General features: G+C 71.9%; 14 protein-coding genes. All 14 read right to left on the reverse strand.

Annotated features, from left to right (window positions below; translation table 11 throughout):
* Positions 1–6 precede the first annotated feature (6 nt).
* The 14 genes from JL475_RS09625 to JL475_RS09690 all read right to left on the reverse strand — a co-directional run bounded on the left by JL475_RS09625 (position 7) and on the right by JL475_RS09690 (position 18,459).
* The gene (locus tag JL475_RS09625; RefSeq protein ID WP_202277030.1) at positions 7–921 is read right to left on the reverse strand and encodes a sugar phosphate isomerase/epimerase; all 915 of its coding nucleotides are present in this window, start codon (positions 919–921) and stop codon (positions 7–9) included.
* Entirely contained in the window at positions 918–1,991 is a 1,074-nt protein-coding gene (locus JL475_RS09630; protein WP_202277031.1) for an SCO3242 family prenyltransferase, read from the reverse strand. Before JL475_RS09630 ends, JL475_RS09625 begins: the two co-directional genes overlap by 4 nt.
* Positions 1,988–3,175, reverse strand: a complete 1,188-nt coding sequence (locus JL475_RS09635; protein WP_202277032.1) for an inositol-3-phosphate synthase — start codon at positions 3,173–3,175, stop codon at positions 1,988–1,990. Before JL475_RS09635 ends, JL475_RS09630 begins: the two co-directional genes overlap by 4 nt.
* A 304-nt stretch (positions 3,176–3,479) precedes the next feature.
* Positions 3,480–7,193, reverse strand: coding sequence for a ThuA domain-containing protein (locus JL475_RS09640; RefSeq protein WP_202277033.1), 3,714 nt, complete (start codon positions 7,191–7,193; stop codon positions 3,480–3,482).
* Between the two features lie 268 nt (positions 7,194–7,461).
* Positions 7,462–8,460 (reverse strand): sugar phosphate isomerase/epimerase, encoded by a 999-nt coding sequence (locus JL475_RS09645; protein ID WP_202277034.1) that lies wholly within the window; start codon positions 8,458–8,460, stop codon positions 7,462–7,464.
* A gap of 15 nt (positions 8,461–8,475) precedes the next feature.
* Entirely contained in the window at positions 8,476–9,702 is a 1,227-nt protein-coding gene (locus JL475_RS09650; RefSeq protein ID WP_202277035.1) for a Gfo/Idh/MocA family protein, read from the reverse strand.
* An 80-nt stretch (positions 9,703–9,782) separates the two neighbouring features.
* Positions 9,783–10,832, reverse strand: coding sequence for a substrate-binding domain-containing protein (locus tag JL475_RS09655; protein WP_202277036.1), 1,050 nt, complete (start codon positions 10,830–10,832; stop codon positions 9,783–9,785).
* A 17-nt stretch (positions 10,833–10,849) separates the two neighbouring features.
* On the reverse strand, positions 10,850–11,869 hold the full coding sequence (locus tag JL475_RS09660; protein ID WP_202277037.1) for an ABC transporter permease: 1,020 nt from the start codon (positions 11,867–11,869) through the stop codon (positions 10,850–10,852).
* A complete protein-coding gene (locus JL475_RS09665; RefSeq protein WP_202277038.1) occupies positions 11,866–13,383 on the reverse strand; it encodes a sugar ABC transporter ATP-binding protein in 1,518 nt (505 codons plus the stop codon). The genes JL475_RS09660 and JL475_RS09665 overlap by 4 nt, the downstream gene beginning before the upstream one ends.
* A 181-nt stretch (positions 13,384–13,564) precedes the next feature.
* The gene (locus JL475_RS09670) at positions 13,565–14,746 is read right to left on the reverse strand and encodes an ROK family protein (protein WP_202277039.1); all 1,182 of its coding nucleotides are present in this window, start codon (positions 14,744–14,746) and stop codon (positions 13,565–13,567) included.
* A 288-nt stretch (positions 14,747–15,034) separates the two neighbouring features.
* A complete protein-coding gene (locus tag JL475_RS09675) occupies positions 15,035–15,712 on the reverse strand; it encodes a GntR family transcriptional regulator (protein WP_202277149.1) in 678 nt (225 codons plus the stop codon).
* A 149-nt stretch (positions 15,713–15,861) separates the two neighbouring features.
* Positions 15,862–16,809 (reverse strand): beta-ketoacyl-ACP synthase III, encoded by a 948-nt coding sequence (locus JL475_RS09680; protein ID WP_202277040.1) that lies wholly within the window; start codon positions 16,807–16,809, stop codon positions 15,862–15,864.
* A 164-nt stretch (positions 16,810–16,973) separates the two neighbouring features.
* Positions 16,974–17,129, reverse strand: coding sequence for a hypothetical protein (locus JL475_RS09685; protein WP_202277041.1), 156 nt, complete (start codon positions 17,127–17,129; stop codon positions 16,974–16,976).
* On the reverse strand, positions 17,098–18,459 hold the full coding sequence (locus tag JL475_RS09690; protein ID WP_202277042.1) for an OFA family MFS transporter: 1,362 nt from the start codon (positions 18,457–18,459) through the stop codon (positions 17,098–17,100). Before JL475_RS09690 ends, JL475_RS09685 begins: the two co-directional genes overlap by 32 nt.
* Between the last annotated feature and the right edge of the window lie 17 nt (positions 18,460–18,476).

Raw genomic sequence — 18,476 nt, forward strand, 5'->3', positions numbered from 1 at the left:
CTCCCTTCAGTGGGTGGCGGAGGGCTCGCCCGAGTGGTTCGTGCGGGGGGACGCCGCCGCGGCCCGGTGGAGGAACGGGAGGGAGCGTTCGGCGAAGTGGGGTCCCGCGTGGGAGTGGCGGGGCAGTTCGACGACGGTCAGGCCCTGGTAGCCGGTGGCGGCGAGGGCCGCGAGGACGGGCGGGAAGTCGATCTCGCCGTCCCCGAAGGGCAGGTGTTCGTGGACACCGCGGCGCATGTCCTCGATCTGGACGTGGCGCAGCCAGGGGGCGGCGTCGCGTACGCAGTCGGCGGGAGGGAGGGGTTCGAGGCACTGGCAGTGGCCGATGTCCAGGGTGAGGCCGAGGGGTTCGGGGTCACCGAGCGTGCGGCGCAGGTGGTGGAAGTCGGCGAGGGTGGCGAGGAGGTGTCCGGGTTCGGGTTCGACGGCGAGCGGGACGCCGGCGGTGGCGGCGGCGTCCAGGACGGGGGTGAGGGTGTCGGCGAGGCGTTTCCAGGCGGTGTCCTCGTCCGTGCCGTCGGGGACGGTGCCGCTGAAGCAGTGCACGGCGTGCGCGCCGAGGTCGGCGGCGACGCGGACCGCCCTCAGGAGGAGGTCGACGCGGCGGGCGCGGTCGTCCGGGTCGGGGTCCAGCAGCGACGGGCCGTGCTTGCGGCGGGGGTCGAGCACGTAGCGGGCGCCGGTCTCCACGGTGACGCCGAGCCCGAGCGCGTCCAGCCGGTGCGCGACCCGGCGGGTGCGGGCTGCGAGGTCCGGGGCGAGCGGGTCGAGGTGCATGTGGTCGAGGGTCAGTCCGACCCCGTCGTAGCCGAGGTCGGCGAGCAGGGCCAGGGCGTCGTCGAGGCGGAGGTCGGCGAGGCCGTTGGTCCCGTAGCCGAAGCGGAGCAGGGGCGAGGGGACGCCGTTCGGGTTCCGGCTCACGTGATGCTCACCTTCCTCATGGCGGACCTCCTCGCGAACATCCGGCCGGTCGGGGCCAGGGCCGCGACGAGCAGGGAGGTGACGGCCGAGCCGGAGCGGGCGGCGAGCGCGGCCTGGAGCGGGATCGTGGCCCGGATGCCGCTCCCGACGGCGCGTTGGGTGAGCGGGGGCGAGGGGTTGAGCGTGGCGTGGAGGTAGGACCGGGCGGCCGTGGCGGCGTAGGCGGCGCCCAGGGCGGTGGTGAGGGCGCTGGTGGTCCGAGGTGGGCGTCCGGCGTGGCTGGAGCCCGGCAGGCCGGGGGCGGCTGCTGCCCGCCGGCCTGCCGGGAGTCGGGTGGGGCGGGTGACCAGTCGCGTCAGCGCCCCCGTCGTCGCGAGGGCCGCCAGCGGGGCCAGGACCGAGCCGCCGGTGGTCTCCCGGCGGGAGACGGCCGTGACCGCGAGGGTGTGCGTGCCGAGCAGCGCGGCGGAGGGCAGTGCGGCCCGGGTGCCGCCGCCGGTGGCGGCCGCGCCCAGGAGCAGGTCCAGTCCGCGGGCGGCGGCCATGGCCGCGGGACCGGCGGGGGTGTGCTTCAGGGCGAGGTCGTAGGCCCAGACGGTCGCCGCCAGGGGCGCGGCCACCGCGAGGGCGGGGCGTCCCGCACCGGCGGCGAGCGCCAGTCCGGCGCCGGTGAGGGCACCGGCGGCGGTGAGGGCGGCGGCCGGGCGGATGCGGCCGGAGGGAAGCGGGCGGTGCGGGCGTTCCACGGCGTCCTCGGCACGGTCCGCCCAGTCGTTCAGGGCCATGCCGGCCTCGTACAGGCACAGGGAGGAGCCGATGGCGAGCAGGGTGCGGGGCCCGGGGCGCGCGCCGGCCGCCGCCGCGCCGGCCAGGGCGTCGCCGGGGACGGTGAACAGCGCGGGCAGGCGCAGCAGTTCGGCCCAGGCGCCCGCGCGGCCGGAGCGGGGGCGGGAGGTGCGGGGCGCGGAGCCGGAAAGGGGCGTGGCGGCGCTCCCGTGGGCCCGGCCGTCCGTCGCCGTCGGCCCGGCCGTCGCGGGCGTGTCCCGTGCCGGGGCGGCCGCGCGGCTCATCGCCGCACCCCGTGCTCGTCGGCGCCGTCCCGCAGCCGTCCGGCGAAGCGCCTCAGCTCCGCGTACTGCTCGGCCAGCGAGGACGGGCCGTCCCCCACCGGGTCCTTGAAGTAGAAGCCGAGCTCGCCCAGCGGGCCGGACAGGCCCCGCTGCCGGGCGCGGACGACCAGCCGGGCCAGGTCGAGGACGAGCGGCGCGGCGAGCGCCGAGTCGCAGCCCTGCCAGGTGGTCTGCAGGACCATGCGGGCGCCGAGGAAGCCGTCGAAGGCGATGTGGTCCCAGGCCGTCTTCCAGTCGCCGAGCGCGGGTACGTCGTCGATGTGGACCTCGCCCTCGGGGGTGGTGCCGAGGGTGTCGGCGAGGACGCGGTCCTTGCCGGCGTTCTTGGCGGCGGCGGCCGCGGGGTCGGCGAGGGCGGCACCGTCGCCGCCGCCCAGGAGGTTGGTGCCGGACCAGGCGCGCACGGCGAGGGCGCGCTGCAGGAACATCGGGCCGAGCACGGAGCGCAGCAAGGTCTGCCCGGTCTTGCCGTCGCGGCCCGCGTACGGCAGACCCGAGGACTCGGCGAGCGGAGCCAGTGCCGGGTGGTGCAGGCCCGTGGAGGGGGTGAAGTTCACGTAGGGGCAGCCGGCGCGCAGGGCGGCCGCCGCGTAGCGGGAGCTCGGCGGCAGGGAGCCGTCGGCGGGAGCGGGCTCGGTGGAGGCGACGTTCACCACGACGGCGCCCGCGAGGCCCTGGCGGCGCACGAAGTCGCGGATGTCGTCGGCGAACACGTCGATCAGTTCGTCGTCGTGGCCGTCCGAGCCGCCGTCCGTGGCACCGGGCAGGGGGCCGCCGGGTCTGATCTCCCGGTCGGCGGCGACGAGTTCGGCGTGCACGGCGGAAGGCAGGCCGTGCGGCAGGACGCCGCCGGCGGCGAGGTGTTCGGCACGTTTGGGCAGCGGGCAGTCGACGGTGTCGTGGCCGCCGAAGACGAGGGAGGACAGCGGCGGCAGGCCGCACGAGGTGAAGTCGGGGGTCTCGGTGACCATGCCGGTCGGCGGGTGGAGTCCGGCGGTGACGGCGGCGCAGCCCGCGATCGCGGTCGTGGCCACGGATCCGCGCGCCCCGATGAGCCAGACGCCGAAGCGCGGGGCCGGGGAGGGGACGGAGGTGGGGGTGGGGAGGGACGGTTCGGCGGACATGGGCAGCCTCCTTGTCGTACGCGAACCGGGTGTGAGGCGCCGGAAGCGGGCCCGCGGGGCCCGGCGGGGTGCCGGGCGCGAGGCCCGGCCGGACGGCGGGCGGAGGTCCGGCGTCCTCCGCCCGCCGCCGTTCCGGTCGCCCTCAGGGCCTCTCGTTTGGATCACGCCGGGCTCGCGGGCCCTGGCACGCGCATCTGCGGCGTTGTCGTCGGTCGCCATGGCTCCGCCATGACTCCCTCCTCCGCCTTGCAGCTGCACGCACCAGGCCCCGCTCCCTGATCCGGCCTGATCCAAACAAAAGACCCTAGGAGGGCAGCTCCTTCAGCTGGATGTTGCGGAAGGAGACCTGGTCGTCGGCCCCGTGGTTCTGGAGGCCGATGTAGCCGTCGGTCAGGCTCCGCTCGGGGTCCTTGTTGGTGAAGTCGTTGATCTTGACTCCGTTGAAGAACACCTGGAGCCGTTCGCCCTGGACCTTGATCTCGTAGGAGTTCCACTGGCCGGACGGACGCAGGACCTGGTCACGGGCCTTGATGTTCGCCGACTGGAACGAGTAGACGGAGCCCGTGGTGCGGTCGGGCGCGTCCGTGGCGTCGATCTGGATCTCGTAGCCCTTGTTCACCGCGGACCAGGGGTCGTCGGAGGCCGGGAAGCCCACGAAGACACCGGAGTTGTCGTCGCCCCGCATCTTCCAGTCGAGCTTGAGGGAGTACGACTTCAGCTCCTTGGCCTGGTACCAGAGCAGGCCCATGCCGCCCTCGGTCTCCAGGGTGCCGTCCTTGACGTCGAACTTGCCGGGGCCGGCCTGTTTCCAGCCGTCCAGGGTCTGGCCGTTGAAGATCTTCCGGTAGTCCTTGCCGGGCTTGCAGTCCGCCTTGACCTGGCCGGTGGCGTACTGCAGACCGCCGAGCAGATGGGCGCGGAAGGCCTCCTCGGCGTAGGACTCCTTGGTGTGGCCGCCGCCGGTGTAGAAGGAGCGGCCGCCGCCGTAGCTCTGGCACCAGGCGATCGGGTGGTCGCCCTTCATGGTGCCGCCCTGGTAGGTCGTCTCGTCGAGGGTGGCGAGGACCTTGGCCTGCTCACGCGGGTTGGTGCGGTAGTTGTACCACTCGTCGGTGCGCTCCCAGGCGTCGTCCAGGTGCGCGGTGGACGGGTGGTCGTGGTCCTCGACGCGCACGGTGGCCTTCTGGATGGCCGGGTGCGAGTCGAAGTACGCGCCGACGAGACCGCCGTAGAACTCCCAGTCGTACTCGGTGTCGGCGGCGGCGTGGATGCCCAGGTAACCGCCGCCGTTCTTGACGTAGTCCTCGAACACCTTCTGCTGGGCGGTGTTCAGCACGTCACCGGTGGTGGACAGGAAGGCCACCGCGTCGTACTTGGCGAGGTTGGTGGTGGTGAACTGTCCGGCCTCCTCGGTCGCGTCGACCGTGATGCCGGCCGGGGCGCCGAGTTCCTTGAGGGCGGCGATGCCTGCCGGGATCGAGTCGTGCCGGAAGCCGGCCGTCCTGGAGAAGACCAGGACCTTCTTGCCGGCCTTGAACGGCTCGGTGGAGAAGTCGAAGTCGTCCACGTCGTACAGCGCGCCGTCGCCGCCACGGAAGACCAGGTAGATCTCCGTGGTCTTCTTCGGCAGGGACCGCAGCGGCACGTCGACGTTCTGGAACGTCTCCCAGCTGCCGGTCGGCGGGATGTACGCCGAGCCGTGCAGCGGCCCGTCGGGCGAGCCGGTGCGCAGTTCGATGAAGCCGCCGGCGCCGCCGGAGGAGGCCCGCACGGTCATCTTCTTCTGCCCGTCGAACCGGTAGGGGCTGAAGGAGATCCAGTCGCCGTCGTGGATGTCGCCGACGGTCTTGCCGCCGTTGGCGGCGGTCTTGTCGAAGGTCTTCACTCCCGACTGGGTGGTGAAGTGCTCGGCCTGGCGGTGCAGCGGCTGGAGCACGGTGCGCGCGGTGCCGGTCAGGACCTCCTGGCCGTTCGCCCCACCGTCGGTGTAACTGGCGCCGACGACACCGTAGATGTTGGCGTTGGGGTCGTGCCCGCCGTCCCCGGCGGGCGGCTTGAGGGTGCCCTCACAGCCCGTCTCGCTGGTCAGCTCGTGGGCGTGGGAGTCGTGGCCGAGGCTGTAGACGACCTTGACCTTGGAGCAGTCGACCTTCTCCTCGGGGTCGGTGACGGTCACCTTGAAGGGGACGGGCTCACCGAAGGCGGCCAGGCTGCCGTTGCCCGGGACGTCGATCGTCACCTTGGGCTCGGTGTTGCCGACCACGATGCGGACGCTGGCGTTGCCGGTGTTGCCCTCGGGGTCCTTCGCGGTGAAGGTCGCGGTGTAGGTGCCGACCTTCTTGTACTTGTGGGTGGGCTTGAGACCCTCGCCCTTGGTGCCGTCGCCGAAGTCCCAGCTGTAGGTGAGGTCCGGGGAGTCGGCGTCCTTGGCGGAGGCGGTGAAGGCGACCTTGAGGCCGGCCGCGCCGGAGGTCTTGTCGGCGCTCACCTCGGCGATCGGGGAGAAGCCGTCCTGGGCGTTCTCGATCCGGTACAGCGCGGAGTTGTCGTCGCCCTGGAACCAGGAGAGGCCGTAGTCCAGGACGTAGAGCGCGCCGTCGGGGCCGAAGTCCATGTCCATGATCTGGGTGCCGGTCCACGGGAAGTCGTTGATCTTCGCGACGGAACCGTTCTCAGTCTGCTCGATCCGCTTGATCCAGCGGCGGCCGAACTCACCCGCGAAGAAGTCGCCGTCGTACGCCTCGGGGAACTTCACCTTGGAGTCGAGGTCCGGGTCGTAGCGGTAGACCGGGCCGGCCATCGGGGACTCGGAGCCGCTGCCGAACTCGGGCACGGAACCGCCGTCGTAGGGGATCCAGGCGGGCTGGGCGGGCGGCAGGTCGGTGAGACCGGTGTTGTGCGGCGAGGTGTTCTTCGGGGCGTCGCAGTCGAACGTCTCGCCGGAGGTCTTGGTGGCGAAGTCGTAGTCGACGTAGGCGTCGTTGTCGCCGGTGCAGAACGGCCAGCCGAAGTTGGCGGGCTCGGTGACCTTGGCGAACTCGACCTGTCCCGCCGGGCCCCGCTTCGGGTCGGCGGCGCCGGCGTCGGGGCCGTAGTCGCCGACGTAGACGGTGCCGGTCTTCTCGTCGACGCTGATCCGGAACGGGTTGCGGAGGCCCATCGCGTAGATCTCGGGGCGGGTCTTCTCGGTGCCGGGGGCGAAGAGGTTGCCCTCCGGGACGGTGTACGAGCCGTCCTCGGCGACCTTGATGCGGAGGATCTTGCCGCGCAGGTCGTTGGTGTTGCCGGAGCTGCGGCGGGCGTCGAAGGCGGGGTTGCGGCCGGGCCGCTCGTCGATCGGCGTGTAGCCGTCGGAGGCGAAGGGGTTGGTGTCGTCGCCGGTGGACAGGTAGAGGTTGCCCTCGGCGTCGAAGTCGATGTCGCCGCCGACGTGGCAGCAGGTGCCGCGGGACGCCTCGACGTCCAGGACCTTCTTCTCGCTGGCCATGTCCAGCGTGCCGCCCGGGTTGAGGACGAACCGGGAGAGGCGGTTGACGCCGTCGAACTTCTCGAAGTCCTCGGCGGTGCCGGTCTCCGGGGCGTCGCCCGCGGGGGTGTCGAGCGGCGGGGCGTAGTAGAGGTAGACCGCCCGGTTGTTCTCGAAGTCCGGGTCGATGCCGACGCCCTGCAGGCCCTCCTCGTCATGGCTGTAGACGGGGATCCTGCCGGCGACCTTGGTGACGCCGCCCTGGTCGGTGAGGCGCAGTGTGCCGTCGCGCGAGGTGTGCAGGACGCTGCGGTCCGGGAGCACGGCGAGCGACATCGGCTCGCCCGTCTCGGGCTCGCCCTTGGCGAGCGGCACCTGCTGGAACTGCCCCTCGGCGGCCGCCGGTTCGTCGTGCTCCGGGTGGCCCGGGTGGGCGCCGGCGACGGTCGCCGGGGCGCCCACGGCCAGCATCAGGCCGGTGAACAGGGCGAGGGTGGTGCGAAGTCTGGGACGCCTCGTGGTGTGGGTGGGTTTGAGTCTGCTTCTGTGCACGAAGTCCCTCCGGGAACGGGGTGGGGCCGTACGGAACGGTGCGAAGACGTGCGGTGCGTGCGGATGCCGGGGTGCGCCGTCACCCCGGAGGCGTGGGTGTCCTGAACACTTCAGGGACGGTAACCGCGTTCTTCCGGAACGAACACCCCTTGGGCCAGTGCTGTCCGAACTTTTCCCCGACGCAGGACAAAGCGGGATCCGGGCAGGCCGGACCGGGGGCCGGCGGATGCTCCGGCCCCCGCCCCCGACCTGCCGTCGGGCGTGCGGTTCAGCTGTTGAACGCGGCGTCGAAGGACGCGCTGGGCGGCTCGAAGTCGTACGCCTTGAGCCGGGTCAGCGCCTCCGGGGCGCCCTGGAGCCGGTCCATGCCGGCGTCCTCCCATTCGACGGAGACGGGGCCCTGGTAGTCGATGGAGCGCAGCATGCGGAAGACGTCCTCCCAGGGGACGTCGCCGTGGCCGGCGGAGACGAAGTCCCAGCCGCGCCGGGGGTCGCCCCAGGGCAGGTGGGAGCCGAGGCGGCCGTTGCGGCCGTCGAGGCGCTTGCGGGCCTCCTTGCAGTCCACGTGGTAGATCCGGTCGCGGAAGTCCCACAGGAAGCCGACCGGGTCGAGGTCCTGCCACACGAAGTGGGAGGGGTCGAAGTTGAGCCCGAAGGCCGGCCGGTGGTCGACCGCCTCCAGGGTGCGCACGGTGGTCCAGTAGTCGTACGCGATCTCGCTGGGGTGCACCTCGTGCGCGAACCGCACGCCCTCGGCGTCGAAGACGTCCAGGATCGGGTTCCAGCGCGTCGCGAAGTCCTCGTAGCCGCGGTCGATCATCGACTCGGGAGCGGGCGGGAACATGGCGACCAGGTGCCAGATCGCCGACCCGGTGAATCCGATGACGGTGTCGACGCCGAGGCGGGCCGCGGCGCGCGCGGTGTCCTTGATCTCGGCGGCGGCCCGCTGTCGTACGCCCTCGGGTTCGCCGTCGCCCCAGATCCTGGCGGGCAGGATGGCCTGGTGGCGCTCGTCGATGATGGCGTCGCACACCGCCTGGCCGACCAGGTGGTTGGAGATCGCCCAGCACGTGAGGCCGTACTTGTCGAGGAGCTGGTGACGGGAGGCGACGTAGGACGGGTCGGCTAGCGCCTTGTCGACCTCGAAGTGGTCTCCCCAGCAGGCGAGTTCGAGGCCGTCGTAGCCGAAGTCGCGGGCCAGTCGGCAGACCTCCTCCAGGGGCAGGTCCGCCCACTGTCCGGTGAACAGCGTGAAGTTGCGCGGCATCGGTGTCCGTCCTCCTCAGGCGGCGATCGGCGTGTAGAGGGAGTTCTTCTCGGCGCTCTCCTCCACGGCCGCGAGCACGCGTTGCACCTGCAGCCCGTCGGCGAAGGAGGGTTCGGGTGTGCGGCCGTCGGCGACCGCGTGGACCAGGTCGCGGGCCTGGTGCACGAAGGTGTGCTCGTAGCCGAGGCCGTGGCCCGGCGGCCACCAGGCGTCCAGGTAGGGGTGGTCGGGTTCGGTGACGAGGATGCGGCGGAACCCCGCGTGCGCGCCGGGCTCGGTGCCGTCGTGGTAGGAGAGCTCGTTGAGCCGTTCCAGGTCGAAGGCCAACGAGCCGCGCTCACCGTTGAGTTCGATGCGCAGGGCGTTCTTTCGGCCGGTGGCGTACCGGGTGGCCTCGAAGGAGGCCAGGGCACCGGAGGCGAAGCGGCCGGTGAACAGGGCGGCGTCGTCGACGGTGACCTGGCCGGTGCCGGTAGCCCCGACGGCATCGACGGCGGCCAGTCCGCTGGTGGGCCCGGCGGGCAGCGGCCGCCGGCGGACGAACGTCTCGGTGAGCGCGGAGACGCCCGCCAGCCGCTCCCCCGCCAGGTACTGCGCCAGGTCGACGATGTGCGCGCCGAGGTCGCCGAGCGAGCCGGAGCCGGCCTGTTCCCGGCGCAGCCGCCAGGTCAGCGGGAACGCGGGGTCCACCAGCCAGTCCTGGAGGTACGCCACCCGTACGTGCCGCAGGGTGCCGATGCGGCCCTCGGCCACCATCCGCCGGGCCAGCGCGGTCGCGGGTATCCGGCGGTAGTTGAAGCCGACCATCGCCAACCGGCCCTGTCCCTGGGCCTCTTCGGCGGCGCGGACCATCGCCTCGGCCTCGGCGACGGTGTTGGCGAGGGGCTTCTCGCACAGCACGTGCTTGCCCGCGGCGAGGGCGGCCACCGCGATCTCGGCGTGGCTGTCGCCCGGCGTGCAGATGTCGACGAGGTCGACGTCGTCCCGTTCGACCAGGGCACGCCAGTCGGTCTCGGTGTCCGCCCAGCCGTGGCGGTCGGCCGCCGCGCGCACCGCGGTGGCGTCCCGGCCGCAGAGCACGGCCAGTTCGGGGCTCAGCGGCAGGTCGAAGACGCGGCCCGCGGTGCGCCAGCCCTGGGAGTGGGCGGCGCCCATGAAGGCGTAGCCGACCATGCCGACGCGCAGGGGTGGCTTCCCCGTTTCTGCGCCGTCTACCCCATCTGACTGCTGCGGCTGTGCCATACGGTTGTCCTCCTCGTCGTCGTGGCGGGCGGGGGTGGGCCCCGCCCGGTGGGCCGGTCAGGCCCGTGGGGCGGGGCTCCTCACTTGAAGCCGGTGGACATGTACTGGTCGACGTTCTCCTTGTCGACCACGGCCGAGTAGCAGGTCAGCGAGGTGGGGATCTCGAACTCGGCGAGGCCGCCGACACCCTTGCCCTGGCCGAGGGCGCGGGCCAGGTCGATCGCGGAGGCGGCCATCGACGGCGGGTACAGCACCGTCGCCTTCAGGACGCCGTTGTCCGCCTTGATGGCCTCGAAGGCGGAGAGCGCGCCCGCGCCGCCGACCATCAGGAAGTCGTCGCGCCCGGCCTGCTCGACTGCGCGCAGCGCACCCACGCCCTGGTCGTCGTCGTGGTTCCACAGGGCGTCGAACTTCGACTGTGCCTGGAGGAGTTGGGCCATCTTGGCCTGACCGGACTCGACGGTGAACTCGGCGGCCTGACGGGCCACCTTCTTGATGTTGGGGTAGTTCTTCAGTGCGTCGTCGAAGCCCTGGGTGCGCTGCTTGGTGAGTTCCAGGTTGTCCAGGCCGGCCAGTTCGACGACCCGGGCGTTCGGGGTGTCCTTGAGCTTCTCACCGATGTAGTGCCCGGCGTTCAGGCCCATTCCGTAGTTGTCGCCGCCGATCCAGCAGCGGTAGGCCTGCGGGGTGTTGAAGATGCGGTCGAGGTTGACGACGGGGATGCCGGCCCGCATCGCCTTCAGCCCGACCTGGGTGAGCGCCTTGCCGTCGGCGGGCAGTACCACCAGGACGTCGACCTTCTTGTTGATGAGGGTCTCGATCTGGCCGATCTGCTGGGCGGTGTCGTTGGAGCCCTCGGTGGTCTCCATGGTGACGTCGGAGTACTTCTCGGCGCGCTTCTTGGCCTGGTCGTTGATGGCGTTGAGCCAGCCGTGGTCGGCCTGCGGTCCGGCGAAGCCGATGGTGACCGGCTTGCCGGACTTGTCGTCGGCGGCCGGCTGGTCGCTCGCGGCCGGCTTCGCGTCGCTCGGTTCGTTGCTGGTGCAGCCGGTGACGAGGACACCGGCGGACACGGCGGCGGCTGAGAAGAGCAGCCCTCTGCGGCTCGTGAAAGGCATCGGCTCTGGCATGGCGGTGAACCCTTTCGTCAGGTCGTGCTCGCGGTACGGCGCTGGACCAGCACGGCGGCGACGATGATCGCGCCCTTGGCGATCTGCTGGACGTCGCTCTGCAGGTTGTTCAGGGCGAAGATGTTGGTGATCGTGGTGAAGATCAGGACGCCCAGCACGGAGCCGACGATGGTGCCGCGGCCTCCGGTGAGCAGGGTGCCGCCGATGATCGCGGCGGCGATGGCGTCGAGTTCGTAGAGGTTGCCGTTGGTGTTCTGGCCGGATCCGGCCAGGACGATCAGCAGGAAGGCGGCGATGCCGCAGCACAGCCCGGACAGCAGGTAGAGGTACAGCCGCTGGCGCCGGACGTCGATGCCGGCGAGCCGGGCCGCTTCCGGGTTGCCGCCGACGGCGATGGTGCGGCGCCCGAAGGTGGTCCGGTTGAGCACCAGCCAGCCGATGACGGTGACCGCCGCGAACACCAGGACCAGGGGCGGGATGCCGAGGACGTAGGAGTCGCGTTCACCGAGGTCGAGGACCCCGTCGACGGTGACGACCTGGGTCCGCCCGTCGGTGATCAGCAGGGCCAGGCCGCGGGCCGAGGCGAGCATGGCGAGCGTCGCGATGAACGGGACCATCCCGCCGTAGGCGATGAGCACCCCGTTGACCAGGCCGCAGCCCAGTCCGACGAGGACGGCGGTGAACAGGATGCCGGCGAAGCCGAACTCCTGGGTGGCCACGGTGGTCGCCCACACCGAGGACAGGGCGACGATCGCGCCGACCGACAGGTCGATGCCGCCGGAGGTGATGACGAAGGTCATGCCGACGGTGACGACGCCGATGACGGAGGCCAGGGTGAGGACGAGTTGGAGGTTGCGGGTGTCCAGGAACTCGTCGGGTCTGGTGATGCCGCCGATGAGGACGAGGGCGGCGAGCACGCCGATCAGCGACAGCGTACGGGCGTCGGCGCGGAACAACACGGCGCGCCGGGCGGGCGTTTCGCCGGTGGCCGGCACCTTGTCGGTGCTGTCCCGCGGCGGGGAGACGGGCTGCGTCATGACGCCGGACTTCCTTCCATGACGAGGTCGAGTACACGGTGTTCGTCGAGCTCCCGGGCGGGTGCCGTGTGGACGACGTCGCCTTCCCGGAGCACCAGGACGCGGTCGGCGAGGCCGAGCACCTCGGGCACCTCGCTGGAGACGAGCAGCACGGCGAGGCCTTCGTCCGCCAGGCGGCGGACGACCGCGTACAGTTCGGCGCGGGCGCCGACGTCGACGCCGCGGGTGGGTTCGTCCAGCAGCAGCACCCGGCAGCCGCGCAGCAGCCAGCGGGCGAGCACGGCCTTCTGCTGGTTGCCGCCGGACAGGGTGCGCACCGGCACGTCCGGGTTGTCCGGCCGGAGCGACAGCTCACGGGTGGCGGCGCGGGCGGCGCCCAGTTCCGCACCCCGGTCGATCCAACCGGCGCGGGAGAAGCGGGACATGGAGGAGACCGACACATTGCGGGTGACGGACTCCAGCATGAGCAGGGCCTGCGCCTTGCGTTCCTCGGGGGCGAGTCCGATCCCGGCGCGCACGGCGGCGCGGACGCTGCCCGGCCGCAGCGGGCGTCCGTCGACCAGGACACGGCCGGTGTCCGGTTTGCGGGCCCCGTAGACGGTCTCCAGGATCTCGGAGCGCCCGGAGCCGACCAGACCGGCGAGCCCGACGATCTCCCCGGGGCGCAGCTGGAGGTCGAGGGGGGCGAACTCGCCCTTGCGGGACAGCCCTTCGACGGTCAGCACCGGTTCGCCGGTCGGCGGGGAGGCGGGCCGCCGGGGGAAGACGTACTCGACGTCGCGGCCGGTCATCAGGGAGACCACCTCACGGGTCGGGGTGGACTTCGCGGGCAGCCCGCCCGCGACGGCCCGGCCGTCCTTCAGCACGGTCACCCGGTCCCCGATGCGCCGGATCTCCTCGAGGCGGTGCGAGATGTAGACGACGGCGACTCCGTCGGCGGTGAGATCGGCGACGATTCTGAAGAGGTTCTCGACCTCGTCCGGGTCGAGTGCCGCCGACGGTTCGTCCATCACGATGAGGCGTACGTCGTGCGAGAGCGCCCGTGCCATCGAGACGATCTGTTGCTGTGCCGCCGACAACTCCCCCACCGGCCGGGTCGGTTCGATCTCCGGGTGCCCGAGCCGGGCCAGCAGCCGGCTCGTCGCCTCCCGGGACGTTCTCGGGCGGACCACGAACCCGGCGGTCGTCGGCTCCTGGCCGAGGTGGACGTTCTCGGCGACCGTCATGTGCTCCACCAGGTCGAGTTCCTGGTAGATGGTGGCGATACCGAGGCGCATGGCGGCGATCGGCGAGCGCAGGGTGACCGCTTCTCCGCGCCAGCGGATCGTGCCCGTGTCGGGCTGGTGGGCGCCGGCCAGCACCTTGATCAGGGTGGACTTGCCGGCGCCGTTCTGGCCGAGCAGGCAGTGCACCTCACCGGCCTGGACGTCGAGGTCGACGCCGTCCAGGGCCCGGACGCCGGGGAACGACTTGGTGATGCCGGACATGCTGAGCAGCGGTGGTTCGGGTGCCATGCGGATTCCCCTCGGCGGGCGTGCGGGCCGGTGTCAGGGCGCGGTCGGGCCAACGTTGTCAGAGCAGGGATGGAGCGGCGGAGCCGTACGTGGTGCCGGTGCGCTGTTCCGTGCGGTGAAAGCCGTGAAGCCGTGAAGCCGTGAAGAACGGTGCGAACGGTGCGGTGGTGCCGTGGGCTGCTTACGCGGGTGAGAACAGGTGGTCGCTGATGAGCCGGGCCGCGCCGATGACTCCGGCGGTGGGGCCCAACTCCCCGAGGACGATGGGCAGGTTGCCGGTCGCCAGGGGCAGCGACTGGCGGTAGACCTGGGTGCGGATGGCGGCGAGCAGGGTGTGGCCGAGACCGGTCACACCGCCGCCGATCACCACCAGGCCGGGGTTGAAGAAGCTGACCAGGCCGGCGATGACCTGGCCGGTGCGGTTGCCGCCCTCGCGGATCAGGTCGAGGGCGGTGGCGTCCCCCGCGGCGGCCGCGGCGGCGACGTCGACGGCGCTGAGCGTGCCGTTCGTCTCCAGGCGGTTCGCGAGTTCGGCGGAGAGCCGCTGTTCGGCGGCCTCCATGGCGTCCCGGGCGAGGGCCGAGCCGCTGAAGTGGGCCTCCAGACAGCCCCGGTTGCCACAGGCGCACGGGCGGCCGTCGGGTACGGCCTGGATGTGTCCGATGTCGCCGGCGCTGCCCGTCGTACCGCGGTAGACCTCACCGCCGACGACGATGCCGCAGCCGATGCCGGTACCGATCTTGACGCAGAGGAAGTCGCCGACGGTGCGGGCCACACCCGCGTGCTGCTCCCCCATCGCCATCAGGTTCACGTCGTTGTCGACCATGACCGGGCAGCCGAGGTCCTGGCTGAGCGCCTCCCGCACGGGGAAGCCGTCCCAGCCGGGCATGATCGGCGGCGCCACCGGGACGCCCTCGGGGAAGCGGACCGGGCCCGGGACGCCGATACCGGCGCCGTCGAACCCCTCGGCGAGCCCGGTGGCCTTCAACTTCGCCGCCATGGAAAGGACTTGTTCGAACACCGCGACCGGTCCGTCACGGACGTCGATGGGCTGGTTGAGGTGCCCGAGGATCTCCAGTTCGGCGTTGGTGACGGCGACGTCGACCGAGGTCGCGCCGATGTCCACGCCGAGGAGACGCAGGTGCGGGTTGAGGCGGATGTTGTGGGAGCGCCGGCCGCCGCGCGAGGCGGCGAGTCCGTCGGCCACGACGAGTTCCGTCTCCAGCAGCCGGTCCACCTCCACGGCCAGCTTCGACCGGGAGAGGTCGACCTGGTCGCCCAACTGGGCACGGGAGTTGGGGCCACCGTCGCGCAACAGCCGGAGCAGTCGGGCCTGATGGGCGTTCGCGGGTCGTGCGGTCATACGTCTCACGAACCCCTCCCCGCCTCTGTCGGCCTGTGCGCGCCGGATTCCGGCCACGTGCGTGGCGTGCTTTCGGAGGGAACGTAGCAGTGGCTGCCGGAGGTGGGAAGAAGTCGCGCAGGAATTGGCCCCCACTTTTTCCACTCACAGGACAAAGGGGCCCGTGCGGAGCCACGCGGGCCCCTTCCCGCGGTCGGGTTCCCGCGCCCTGGAAGCGCGGTCAGGACTCCACTGCCGACAGGGCTTCACTGCCGACAGGACGTCGATGTCGTCAGGAAGCCGGTGACGTCAGGACTTCGCCTGCGCGAGGTACGAGCGCCGGGTGTGCTCGGTGTGTTCGCGCATGAGCCGCTCGGCCAGCCGCTCGTCGCGGTCGGCGACGGCGGCGATCAGGTCGCGGTGCTCGGCCCAGGACCGCTCTCCGCGCTGCCGGGCGACGGGGGCGTGGTACCAGCGCACCCGGCGGCCGACCCGGGCGGCGAGTTCGGCGAGGACCGCGTTGCCGGCCAGGTCCATGATCTTGGCGTGGAAGCGGGCGTTGAGGACGACGGCGGCGTCCACGTCGTCGGAGGCGACGGCCTCCAGGCCCAGCGCCAGGATCTCCTCCAGGGCCTCGACGCCCGCGCTGTCGGCGTTGAGCGCGGCGAGCCTGGCGGCCTCGGCCTCCAGCAGCGTGCGCACGGTGAGGAGTTGGTCGGCCTCCTGCTCCGTGGGCTCGTGCACGAACGCGCCCTGCGCGGGGCGCAGATCGACCCAGCCCTCGGTGTTCAGCCGCTGCAGCGCCTCGCGCACCGGCTGCCGGGAGACCCCGAGGTGACCGGCGAGTTCACTCTCGACCAGATGCTGGCCGGGCTGGAGGGCGCGCGTGGTGATGAGTTCGAGCAGTGCCTCGTAGACCCGGTCCCGTAGCGGTCCCGGTCGTTCGAGCTTGGGCACCGCCCCCTGGGGCAGTCCGGTCGACAGCATCACGGTCCCCCTCCTCGGCAGCTCGCGCCCGGCCGCACGGCCGGTCGTTCGGCGCCGCCAGTAGTGATTGTCTTTCGTCTACAGTCTACGGCGCCCACATACCAGGGAGAGGGGGAGTCGATCGCGTCACACCCGTGCGAGGGGGATCTTCAGGGGCAGCGGACGACCTGCCCCGCGTACGACAGGTTCCCGCCGAAGCCGAAGAGCAGGACCGGGTCGCCGGACGACACCGCGCCCCGCTCGACGAGCTTGGCGAAGGCGAGCGGGATGCTCGCGGCCGATGTGTTGCCCGACTCGGTGACATCGCGGGCGACGACGGCGTTGACGGCGCCGATCTTGAGCGCGAGGGGTTCGATGATCCGCAGGTTGGCCTGGTGCAGCACCACCCCGGCGAGTTCCTCCGGGGCCAGTCCCGCCTTCTCACAGGCCTGGCGGGCGATGGCCGGCAGCTTCGTGGTCGCCCAGCGGTACACGCTCTGCCCCTCCTGCGCGAACCGCGGCGGCGTCCCCTCGATCCGCACCGCGTTGCCCATCTCCGGCACCGAGCCCCACAGCACGGGACCGATCCCGGGCTCCTCGGAGGTCTCGGTCGCCTCGACGACCGCGGCCCCCGCCCCGTCGCCGACGAGCACGCAGGTGGAGCGGTCGGTCCAGTCCGCCACCTCGGACATCTTGTCGGCGCCGACGACCAGCGCGCGGCGCGCGGCGCCGGCCCGCACGGCGTGGTCGGCGGTGGCCAGCGCATGGGTGAACCCGGCGCACACCACGTTGACGTCCATCGCGGCCGGCCCGGGGATGCCGAGGCGGGCGGCGACCCGGGCCGCCATGTTGGGCGAGCGGTCGATCGCGGTGGACGTGGCGACCAGCACCAGATCGATCTCGGTGGGGGTGCGGCCGGCCGCCGCCAGCGCCTTGGCCGCGGCGTGGGCGGCCAGTTCGTCGACGGGCTCCTCCGGGCCCGCGATGTGACGGGTGCGGATGCCGACCCGGCTCGTGATCCACTCGTCGCTGGTGTCGACCATGCCCGCCAGCTCCTCGTTGGTGAGCACCCGGGCGGGCTGGTAGTGGCCGACGGCGGCGATGCGCGAGCCGATCATGGGTGGATCCCCCTCGTGTTGCGGTTGCGGGATCCTTCAGTCTGGTCAGTGACCCACGGGTACACCGGCAGGTGATGCGACAGGAATCGGGCGCCGGGCTTGTCGGCTTCGGTCAGGCCCGCGGACGTCCGGACACGCGTCCCGATGTGCCCGGACACCGCCCGTCACCCGGTGAACAGTTGTGTCGCCTTCCGTACGAGTTCGTACAGCCCGTAGGCGAGCGGCACCCCCACCCACAGCCAGGCGAAGGTGATCAGCCCGCGGCGGGCGGGGCCGGCTCCGCCCGCGTCAGGCGGACTCGTGCTGCTGTCGCCGGTCATCGGCGGCCTCCTTCGTCAGGTCGGGGCGGGGGACGTGGTGGCGGGGATGCACGGGCCGGACGAGTTCGTTGGCGACGAAACCGACCACGAGCAGGCCGATCATGACGAGGAACGACAGCCCGTACAGCGACGAGCCGTGCTTCCCCGCCTCCTCCTGCCGGTCGGCGACCCAGTTCACGATGAGCGGCCCGAGCACGCCGGCCGTGGACCAGGCGGTGAGCAGCCGGCCGTGGATGGCGCCGACCTGGTAGGTGCCGAAGAGGTCCTTCAGATACGCCGGTGCCGCGGCGAAACCGCCTCCGTAGAAGGAGAGGATGACCAGCGCGCACAGCACGAACAGCGGCTTGGAGGTGTCACCGAACAGCGCGATCAGGGCGTACATCAGCGCGCCGACGCCCAGGTAGAGGCGGTAGACGTTCTTCCGGCCGATCACGTCGGAGGCGGAGGACCAGCCGATGCGGCCCGCCATGTTCGCCGCCGACAGCAGGGCGACGAAGCCGGCGGCCGCGGTCGCCGACACCGGCGCGGAGGTGTCCGCGAAGAAGTCGGTGATCATCGGGGCCGCCTTCTCGAGGATCCCGATGCCGGCGGTGACGTTCATGCAGAGCGCCAGCCACAGCAGCCAGAACTGCGGGGTGCGCAGGGCACCGCGGGCCGAGACCTGCGGACCGGTGAGGGCGGCGGTCCCCGGAGCGCGGCCCGTCGGAGCGTGGCCCGTCGGCCGCGCGGGACGCGGCACTCGCACCAGCATCACGCCGAGCAGCATGAACAGGGCGTACGTCAGCCCGTGCACGAGGAAGGCCAGGGCGATGCCGGTGTTGTCGGTGCCGAAGGACTCGAGCATCTGCGCCGACCACGGCGAGGCGATCAGCGCGCCGCCGCCGAAGCCCATGATGGCGATCCCGGTGGCCATGCCGGGCCGGTCTGGGAACCACTTGATCAGGGTCGACACGGGCGAGATGTAGCCGATGCCGAGGCCGACGCCGCCCACGAAACCGTAGCCGAGGACGATCAGCCAGTACTGCTCGGTGGCCGCGCCGAGGGCGGAGAGCAGGAAGCCGGAGGAGAAGCAGACGAGGGCGACGGTCATCGCCCAGCGCGGCCCCTTGCGCTCCACGAGGGTGCCGCCGAACGCGGCGGACAGGCCCAGCATGACGATGCCGAGCTGGAACGGCAGCGCGCTCTGGGTGCCGCTGAGGCCGAGAGCGGACTCGAGGGGAGGTTTGAACACGCTCCAGGCGTAGGCCTGGCCGATGGAGAGGTGGACCGAGAGGGCGGCGGGCGGAACGAGCCAGCGGCTCCAGCCCGGGGGCGCGACGGGTGGACTCATGAAACCCGGACGGTAGG

Origin of the sequence: Streptomyces sp. M2CJ-2, from assembly GCF_016757295.1 — a bacterium.
GTDB lineage: Bacteria > Actinomycetota > Actinomycetes > Streptomycetales > Streptomycetaceae > Streptomyces.